At 62.4% G+C, this 8,141-nt stretch carries 8 protein-coding genes; 5 read left to right on the top strand and 3 right to left on the bottom strand.

Features of this window, described 5'->3' with window-relative positions:
• On the bottom strand, nucleotides 1-325 hold a 325-nt coding region (locus SGJ19_16675; GenBank protein MDZ4781887.1), incomplete at its 3' end, for a DUF2007 domain-containing protein.
• A gap of 16 nt (nucleotides 326-341) precedes the next feature.
• The gene (locus tag SGJ19_16670; protein ID MDZ4781886.1) at nucleotides 342-1,247 is read right to left on the bottom strand and encodes an alpha/beta hydrolase; all 906 of its coding nucleotides are present in this window, start codon (nucleotides 1,245-1,247) and stop codon (nucleotides 342-344) included.
• 144 nt (nucleotides 1,248-1,391) lie between these two features.
• On the opposite strand from SGJ19_16670, the gene SGJ19_16665 reads away from it, so the two are divergent.
• Nucleotides 1,392-2,201, top strand: a complete 810-nt coding sequence (locus tag SGJ19_16665) for a hypothetical protein (protein ID MDZ4781885.1) — start codon at nucleotides 1,392-1,394, stop codon at nucleotides 2,199-2,201.
• A 226-nt stretch (nucleotides 2,202-2,427) separates the two neighbouring features.
• Nucleotides 2,428-3,537, top strand: a complete 1,110-nt coding sequence (locus SGJ19_16660) for a Gfo/Idh/MocA family oxidoreductase (GenBank protein ID MDZ4781884.1) — start codon at nucleotides 2,428-2,430, stop codon at nucleotides 3,535-3,537.
• Nucleotides 3,538-3,542: 5 nt separating this feature from the next.
• On the opposite strand, the gene SGJ19_16655 is transcribed toward SGJ19_16660, so the two are convergent.
• Entirely contained in the window at nucleotides 3,543-4,568 is a 1,026-nt protein-coding gene (locus SGJ19_16655; GenBank protein MDZ4781883.1) for an L-threonylcarbamoyladenylate synthase, read from the bottom strand.
• Nucleotides 4,569-4,723: 155 nt separating this feature from the next.
• On the opposite strand from SGJ19_16655, the gene SGJ19_16650 reads away from it, so the two are divergent.
• The 3 genes from SGJ19_16650 (at nucleotide 4,724) to SGJ19_16640 (ending at nucleotide 8,019) form a co-directional block, all read left to right on the top strand.
• The gene (locus tag SGJ19_16650; GenBank protein MDZ4781882.1) at nucleotides 4,724-5,602 is read left to right on the top strand and encodes a hypothetical protein; all 879 of its coding nucleotides are present in this window, start codon (nucleotides 4,724-4,726) and stop codon (nucleotides 5,600-5,602) included.
• 224 nt (nucleotides 5,603-5,826) lie between these two features.
• The gene (locus tag SGJ19_16645) at nucleotides 5,827-7,050 is read left to right on the top strand and encodes a PEP-CTERM sorting domain-containing protein (GenBank protein ID MDZ4781881.1); all 1,224 of its coding nucleotides are present in this window, start codon (nucleotides 5,827-5,829) and stop codon (nucleotides 7,048-7,050) included.
• Between the two features lie 279 nt (nucleotides 7,051-7,329).
• The gene (locus SGJ19_16640) at nucleotides 7,330-8,019 is read left to right on the top strand and encodes a PEP-CTERM sorting domain-containing protein (GenBank protein MDZ4781880.1); all 690 of its coding nucleotides are present in this window, start codon (nucleotides 7,330-7,332) and stop codon (nucleotides 8,017-8,019) included.
• Nucleotides 8,020-8,141 lie beyond the last annotated feature (122 nt).

Genomic DNA, 8,141 nt, shown 5'->3' with positions numbered 1-8,141 from the left:
GCGCGCATTCCGGGCATTGCGGCCAGAAAGCGATGGTGCGTTCGCTGTCGTCGATCATGTCCGGCGGTTCATCTCGGGCAAACTCGCCGCGCGCGGCGATCTGTCGTTCGAAGCGGAGCGCTAACTCGCGCGCCACTTCGGCGTCACTCGCGGCCACGACTACGCGCGGGGCCGTCGACAGGCCGAGCGGCAATTCGCCTCCTTCGCCGGTCAGCCCGTCGTTCACCACGAGGGCGGCGATGCCGTGCTCGTCCAACATTTGTTGCAGCAGCACGGCTTGCAGCCGGTTGCCGGCCGAGTAGATCACGACTTGTCGTTCGCTCATCGCGGTCGGCTCGGGGTCACGGCGTCCGCTTCAGCAAGCCGCTTTCGCGCAGCCACTCGCCGCAACGATCGGCCCAATGCGTGACCGGCTGTTCGGTCTGCCGCAATCCATAGCCGTGGCCGCCGGTGGAATAGACGTGCAACTCGGCGGGCACGCCGGCCTGCTTGAGGCCCAAGGTGAGCAAGAGGCTGTTGGCGACGGGCACCGGATCGTCGATGGCGTGAACCAAAAACATGGGGGGCGTATTCGAAGTCAGCTTTACGTAGGGTTTCAACGTCGGGCTGTCCTTTTCCGCAAAGCCGCCGGCATAGATCAGCACGGCGAAATCGGGTCGGGAGGAGACCTGGTCGACGTCGTCCGCAGCTTCATATTGCCGCTCTTCGAGGATCGCGGTCAAGCCCGCGGTCTCGCCGCCGGCCGAGAAGCCGAGAATGCCGATTCGCTTGGGATCGAGCTTCCACTCCTCGGCGTTGGAGCGGGTGAGGCTCACGGCGCGCTGCCCGTCTTGCACGGCGGCCAGCCAACGTTTGTCTTGATCACGGGCCGGCACGCGGTACTTGAGCACGATGCCGGTGACGCCAATCGTATTCAACCACTCGGCGACTTCGGTGCCTTCCAGGTCGTAGGCCAAGATGTGATGGCCGCCCCCGGGGCAGATCACGACCGATGCACCGGTGTCCAATTCCGGCGCAGGCCGATAGATCGCCAGCGTTGGCGTCGAGACGTTCCCGATCCGCTGCAAGCGGCGGCCCGCGATGAGATTGTCCGAGTCCTTGGTGGTATCCGCCTCGGGCGGCAGTTCTTTGGTTTCGCCTGGCGGTTTACCTGGCCAGAGGTTCAACGTGGCGGACGGTTCCACGGCCGCCGCCAGATTCGCGGCACAAAGTGCCATCAACATCGCAAGGGTTGTCAGCGGGCGCATCGTACCACCTGGGAGGAAGTTAGGGGCTGGATGGAAGAAAACCTACCACCGCTTCGTCGAGAATTCCAGCCAGCGATTGCCAATCGTCTGGACGTCTCTCATCTTTACGAAGACAATTCCCACCGCTTACCACGAGCCGCTGCGATGGCCATGACGATGGACGCTCCGGAAATCCACGAAATCCACGCCCTGGACGAAGCCTTCGACCGGGATCGCTTTTTGTTGGTGCAAAAGCGGATTGCGATCAACGAGAAGTATTACATCTCGGACGATCACAACCAGCGCATCTTGTTCGTGGAACGGCCTTCGCACTTGCTGCGGCAGTTGCTCGCGCTGTCCGCAGCGCTATTGAGCGTCACCGTCTGCATCATCCTGGGCGGCGGCATTGCGTCATTGCTGAAGGGTCAGCCCGAGGGCTGGCAAGCTACCGCGGGACTGGGCGGCATCGGCCTGGGCTTCGTGCTCGGCGTCGTGGCCTTCGCGCTGCTCTATCCCAAACGGCATGTCACGTTCTATCGCGACGACACGCGCCGTGAGCGATTGCTTTCGATCACGCAGGTGAATCGCATTCAGTTGTTGTTCTCGCACTTCGAGATTCTGGACGAGCTCGGCGCACCGCTCGCGCGGCTGCGGAAGAACCAGTTGACGAATATCTTCCGCAAGCGTTGGGTGGCCTTCACGCCGACCGGCAAGTCGCTGTGCGTGGCATTGGAGGATTCTTTGCTGCTGGCGATGGTGCGGCGATTCGTCGGGCCGATGATGGGCGCGCTCCGGACGAACTACATCATTGTCGCCGGCGACGGCACGAACGAGCGGCTGCTCGGCAAGTTCGACCGCAAATTCACGCTGTTTGATCAGTACGTTTTGGACATGACGGCCGATCCGAAGCGGGAACTGGATCGGCGCGTGGCCTTGGCCGTCGGCGTGCTGTTGGATACGGGCGAGCGGCGGTAGTTCGGCGCGTCTTATGAATAAGGCTGTGGGAGGCGTCTCCGACGCCGATGATCGATACCGCGGCGCGAGTATGCGCTGTAGCTGGTGCCAACGTCTTCTCCATCGGCGTCGGAGACGCCTCCCACAGCCTCCGATTGGGCCGGCGCCATCGCATTGATCCTCGTGCAATCTCGCCGGCAACTTGTTCTACTGGTTTCCTGATCGCCCACTCGCGTGCAGGAAACGTATGGATTGCCCCGACTCGATTCGACTCGACTATTTGCCGAAGCTGCCGCGCCATCGTGATCCGAAGATCGGGTGCATCGGCGCCGGCTTTATCATGGCTGATTGCCATCTGGTGGCGTATCGGCAGGCCGGCTTCAATCCGTGGGCGATCTCGGCGCGCCGTCCTGAGCAAGCGCAGGAAGTTGCTATCCGGCACGCGATTCCGAAGGTCTACGCGACCTATCAGGAATTGCTGCGGGACGAGGAGATTGAAGTCGTCGATATCGCGGTGCCGCCGGACGTGCAGCTTGATGTGGTCCGCGAAGTTGTTCAACATGCGGGGCACATTCGCGGCATCCTCGCGCAGAAGCCGCTGGGCGTGAATTACGTCGAAGCGAAGGAGATCGTCCGACTTTGCGACGAGGCCGGGATCACGTTGGCCGTGAACCAGAACATGCGCTACGACCAATCGGTCCGCGCGATGAAGTCGTTGCTCAGCAGCGGCGAGCTGGGCGAACCGGTGATTGCCACGATCGACATGCGCGCCGTCCCGCATTGGATGCCGTGGCAACAGCGGCAAGGCTGGGTGACGCTCCGCATCATGAGCATTCACCACCTCGACACGTTTCGCTACTGGTTTGGCGACCCGGAGCGTGTTTTCGCCAGCGTGCGGCCCGATCCTCGCACGTTGCGCAAGTTCGAGCATCGCGACGGCATCGCGATGTACATCCTGGAGTACGCCAACGAATTTCGCGCATCCTCCTGGGACGACGTCTGGGCGGGACCCGATCAAGACGTGACGCCGACTGATACCGCGATCCGCTGGCGCGTGGAAGGCACAAAAGGACTCGCCAAGGGCACGATCGGTTGGCCCGGCTATCCGACGCGCGTGCCGAGCACGATGGACTTCGCGGTGGCCTCGCATCCCGGCCGTTGGTTCCAGCCGCGCTGGGACGAAGTCTGGTTTCCGGACGCGTTTGTCGGGCCGATGGCGCAACTCCTCTGCGCCCTTGAAGACCACGCGGAGCCGGAAATCAGCGGCCGAGACAACCTTGGTACGATGGCGCTGGTCGACGCGTGCTATCGCTCGGTCGAGGAACATCGCGCGGTGAGGTTGGAGGAGGTAGTTTGAAGTTTTCAGTGTTCCGTTTTCAGTGTGGCGGCTCGGGTGAGGCGATCGCGGATGGCCAGCCACGCGTCATCGTTGGGCGGCGGTTCGACCACGATATGGTCTGCTCCCCAGGCGTCTAATGCGTGGAGCGTGTCATAGAGCAGCGCCGCGTAACCTGCGGCATCGCGCGGCATGACGAACGCGCGAAGCCGATCGATGGCAAATGGTTTGCTCGTTCCCTCGGTCGGTGCGAAGCGGAGCCAGCCGACGCGATGTCGCGAACGCACGAGTTCCATGGTCCGGGCGTAGCCATCGTCGGGCGCCAGTTCCAGCGTCGCCTTGGGCGCATAGTGGCGCGAGAGCATCCCCGGTGATGGTAGCGCCGCGGTCGATTCGCCGCTGGTGTTCGCTCGCGCGAGGGGGCCCACGATGACCTCGATGTCCTCTGCACTAAGTAAGCCAGGACGCAGCAATCGCGGTTGTGTTTCGACAAGCGACAAAACCGTGGATTCGATGCCTCCGGGCGTTGGCCCGCCGTCGAGAATCAGCTCAATCCGCCCGTCCAAGGCACACAACACATGCTCGGCGCGCGTGGCGGAAATGCCGCTGGAGCGATTGGCGCTCGGCGCGGCGATGGGCGTGCCGGCCGCACGAAGCAACGCTTGAGCGACCGGGTGCGCGGGGGCTCGCAATGCGACCGTTGATCCGCCGGCGGTGACGACGTCCGGCACGAGATCGCGTTTGGGCAATACAAGCGTTAATGGTCCCGGCCAGAAACGTGTGGCTAGCGCGTCCGCCAGCGGCGTCCATTCCGCCAATTCTTGTGCCGCGGCTGCATCCGGCACGTGAACGATCAACGGATTGCGCTCGGGCCGGCCTTTGGCCTCGTAGATTCGCGTCACGGCTGCCGCGTTCAACGCGTCCGCGCCGAGGCCGTAGACGGTTTCCGTCGGAAAGGCCACGAGTTCGCCGCGACGCACGGCCGTCGCCGCGCGCGCGATCGCGCCGGGATCCGGGTGTTCGGCGTCAACCTTCAGCAGTTCGGTGGACATGGATGATCGTTCGACTTGTTAAACGCAATCGCGATGACTCAGTATAGATGACCAAGTCGGCGTGCGGTGCGGCTGTTCCTATCGTGATCGCGCAGCCGCCATTAGAATTGACGGCGTCCTCACCTCCTCTTGCCGTTGAATGCGCTGCCAGCCCTATGCCGGACTTGCCCCGATCTGATGACTGGCTCATTTTCCACGGCGAAGCGAGCCCAGCCGAAGCGCGGGTCTACGTCCGCTTGCGCGTTGATAAACCGGAGGCGTTTCATCGATTGCGCGGAGAGATTACGGGGCCGTTCAGCCGCTATGCCCGCACCTTATCGGCGACGACGCGGTTTGACGTGGCTGTTGCCGGCAGGGAGGTTTTGGCCCAGAGGGTGTTGCCGGACCCCTGCTTTTGGACGCCGGAGCTGCCGTACCTTTATCAGGTGCGGCTCACTCTGGAACGAGCTGGACAGTGCATTTGGTCCGACGAACGGACGTTTGGGATTCGTCGGCTGGGCGTGCGAGGGCGTCGGCTGTACTTCGAGGCCAAGAATTGGGTGTTGCGCGGGGCGTTTGTCGAGGAATTGGCGGATTTTGACTGGGACGTCTGGCGGGAACTGGACCTGGCGCCGGTGGTACGGGCTCCGTCGGAAGCGTTTTGCGCTGCGGCGGATCTGCGCGGGGTGTTGTTGGGCGCGATGACAACGGAGGACGAGCCTCTGGACGAGCCGTTGCGGCGTTGGCAGCGACATCCGAGCGTGGGCTTGATTCTTGTCGACGCGGCAACGAAGTTCGATCCAGAGCTGCGCCGGCTGGTTCCAAATACCATCGTCGCGGCAGAATTTGCCGCTGGATCGCGGCCTCTTCCCGGCTGGGCAGACGTGGCCCTTTGGAGCTTCGCGATCGGAGGGCTGCCAGCGGCGCAATCCTCTCCGACACTGGCCATCCGTCGTTTGGGCCGGCCTGCCCAACCGGCTGACCTCCGCGACGGTTGCGATTTCTTACAGCGCGACCTGGCGGGCAGCCAGGAATTGGCCGGTTATCTGGTGTGATCGGAAACACGCGCCAGTCTCGATATTTGCCCCCGATGTGGCCCGTGTGAGGCGTCGAAGTGGCAATTGTTAAGAAATCCAGGGAAAACCGTTGCCCAAACGCCCCATTTTGACTATTTTTGACAGCAGGCACAATCGAACTCACCTTTTGGGAGGGGTGACCACCTCTCCGGTTGGGTCGCTAGGAACTTGTCGATTTATTCTTCTCTGACTGGGGACACCACATGAAGCGCAGATTTTGGTTGGGGGGCAGCGCGGCGCTGCTACTGAGCAGCGTCGGCTCGGTTCAGGCGGACTGGCTGATTCAGACGTATTCCAAGCCGTCGACGGGTGTGATCACCAACTATGCGACCGCAGACGCGTTGATCGGCGGCGCCGGATTGGCTTTCTCGAATGCGGCCCAGTACTCGCTGGCCAACACGCAAGACAACGGCGACGGCGGCGGACCATTCGGTCTCGGCACGCAAGTCGTCGGCATCGGCCCCGGCGACATCAACGACTTCGCCTTCGTCGGCACGGGTTCGTTGTCCGTGGCCACGACGGGCAGCTACCAGTTCTTCACGAACACCGACGACGGATCGCGTCTGCGGCTGAACATCAATGGCGGCGGGTTCAACCAGGTGATCGCCGACGACGTGCTTTCGGGCCCGCATACGGTCCCTAGTGCCGCGATTCCGCTGACCGCCGGTGATTCGGTCGCCTTCGATTGGATGTGGTTTGAGGCGGGCGGCGGCGCCGAGGGTGAATTCTTCTACGATCGCGATGGCGGCGCGGACGCCCTGATCGGCGACGGCGCTCAAGGCTTGACCTTGGACGGTGGCGCCTTTACCGGCACCGTCTACAAGTCACTGATCGTGCCAGGAATCACCATCAACAACTTTGCCGATGCGACCACCGTCGTGAATACGCCGGGTACGTTCAAAGGGCAAGGTTACTTCCCGACGTTCAATATCTCGAATTCCGACAGTGACGGAGTCTTCCCGGGCGGCGTCAACGTGGTCGGCGTGGCGCCGGGCGCGGATGACTTCGTTGCAATCGGCACCGGCTTCTTGGACATTCAACCTGGAATGACGGGCGATTACATCTTCCGTTCGAATACCGATGACGGCGGACGGCTGAAAATCGATCTCAACGACGACGGCGACTTCGATGACGCTGGCGAACTGGTGATTAACCGGGACGTCCTGCAGGGCGCCACGGACACCGATTCCCTCACGGTCAACTTCGCTTCGGATGGGTACTATATGATCGAGTACTCCTTCTTCGAGCGCGGCGGCGGCGCTGAGGGTGAGCTTTCGGCCCGCAGTGTCAATTCCGCGAGTTTCGTGCTCGTTGGTGACACGGCGAACGGCGGCCTGGGCGTCGTCCGTCCGGTTCCGGAACCCTCGACGTTGATCTTGGCCGGTCTCGGCGGCCTGGCGGCGTTGCTGTACAAGCGACGCAAATAGTCCTTGAAAAACGGCCTACGAACGAAGCGCACGACCCAGCCCAGGCGGCTGGGTCGTGGCGTTTCCGGGTCGAATGGGGGACGGAGGGTTGGCGACCAAGGGATTCCGCTACCGCACCCCCCTCTGTGTGGCGACCCGGACACTATTTCGGAAGAATTTGATTTTTCCACTTGTATCGGGGTAGGGTCCGATTTACCCTAGGGCACATGCAAGGAGTGCATCCATTTGAATTTACCGGTTGAATAGCATTCCACTCATCTCATCATCGGGAAAGCCGCTATGAAGTTCCGCAATCTTGCGTCGGCATTGGCGCTCACTTTGGTCGGCTTGTTCGGCGCGTCCGTGCAAGCGGCGACGATCTTCACCCCTGGCGATCCGATCGTGGCGATCTGGAACACGACCGCGAGCGGTAACAGCACCGCTTCGACCGCCGGCACGACGGCCGCTGGCCAGTATCCGGCAGGCGAAGCCGCTCCGCTCGCCATCGACGGTTTGAGCACGACGAAGTATTTGAACTTCGGCGGCGGTGGCGGCGGTGGCGTTTCGACGGCGTCGAAGGGATTGGGGACCGGATTCTACATCACGCCGACTGTCACCGATTCGATCGTTCAGTCGTTCCAGTTCACGGCCGCGAACGACGCTCCGCTCCGTGATCCGCTCTCGATCACCATTGAAGGCTCAAACGGCGGGGCTTTGGATCAAGGCGCCAGCTGGACGTTGATCTACTCCGGCACGACTGGTCTCGACACTGACCCGGGCCGTTTTCTGCCGGGCGCGTTGGTGCCGGTAACGGGCAACGTCACGATGTACGACAGCTACCGCGTGTTGGTCACTTCGCAGCGTGGCGTCGCGAACAGCGTGCAGTATGCCGATGTGCAATTCTTCGGCGTGCCGGAACCGACGAGCATCGTGCTGGCGGGCATCGCCGGCATCGCGTTGCTGGGCTTCGCCCGTCGTCGCACTGCCTAGTTTCACGAACGCTGAAATTTCAATTCAAGACGGGCCGTCCAATAGCTGGATGGCCCGTCTTTTTTTTGCGCCAAGGCAAACCAAGTGCAGCCGCATAAAGTTTGATCCGGGGTGCCAGTGGC

The sequence above is a fragment of the Planctomycetia bacterium genome (genome assembly GCA_034440135.1).
Classification (GTDB): Bacteria; Planctomycetota; Planctomycetia; order Pirellulales; family JALHLM01; genus JALHLM01.
The sequence above is the reverse complement of the archived record's forward strand: the minus strand, read 5'-3'. Positions and strand labels throughout refer to the sequence as shown.

What these genes read in the sequence shown, in the direction of transcription:
- SGJ19_16670 (MDZ4781886.1), bottom strand. Translation starts at nt 1,247, where the DNA reads ATGCGCCCGCTGACAACCCTTGCGATGTTGATGGCACTTTGTGCCGCG.
- SGJ19_16665 (MDZ4781885.1), top strand. Translation starts at nt 1,392, where the DNA reads ATGGCCATGACGATGGACGCTCCGGAAATCCACGAAATCCACGCCCTG.
- SGJ19_16660 (MDZ4781884.1), top strand. Translation starts at nt 2,428, where the DNA reads ATGGATTGCCCCGACTCGATTCGACTCGACTATTTGCCGAAGCTGCCG.
- SGJ19_16655 (MDZ4781883.1), bottom strand. Translation starts at nt 4,568, where the DNA reads ATGTCCACCGAACTGCTGAAGGTTGACGCCGAACACCCGGATCCCGGC.
- SGJ19_16650 (MDZ4781882.1), top strand. Translation starts at nt 4,724, where the DNA reads ATGCCGGACTTGCCCCGATCTGATGACTGGCTCATTTTCCACGGCGAA.
- SGJ19_16645 (MDZ4781881.1), top strand. Translation starts at nt 5,827, where the DNA reads ATGAAGCGCAGATTTTGGTTGGGGGGCAGCGCGGCGCTGCTACTGAGC.
- SGJ19_16640 (MDZ4781880.1), top strand. Translation starts at nt 7,330, where the DNA reads ATGAAGTTCCGCAATCTTGCGTCGGCATTGGCGCTCACTTTGGTCGGC.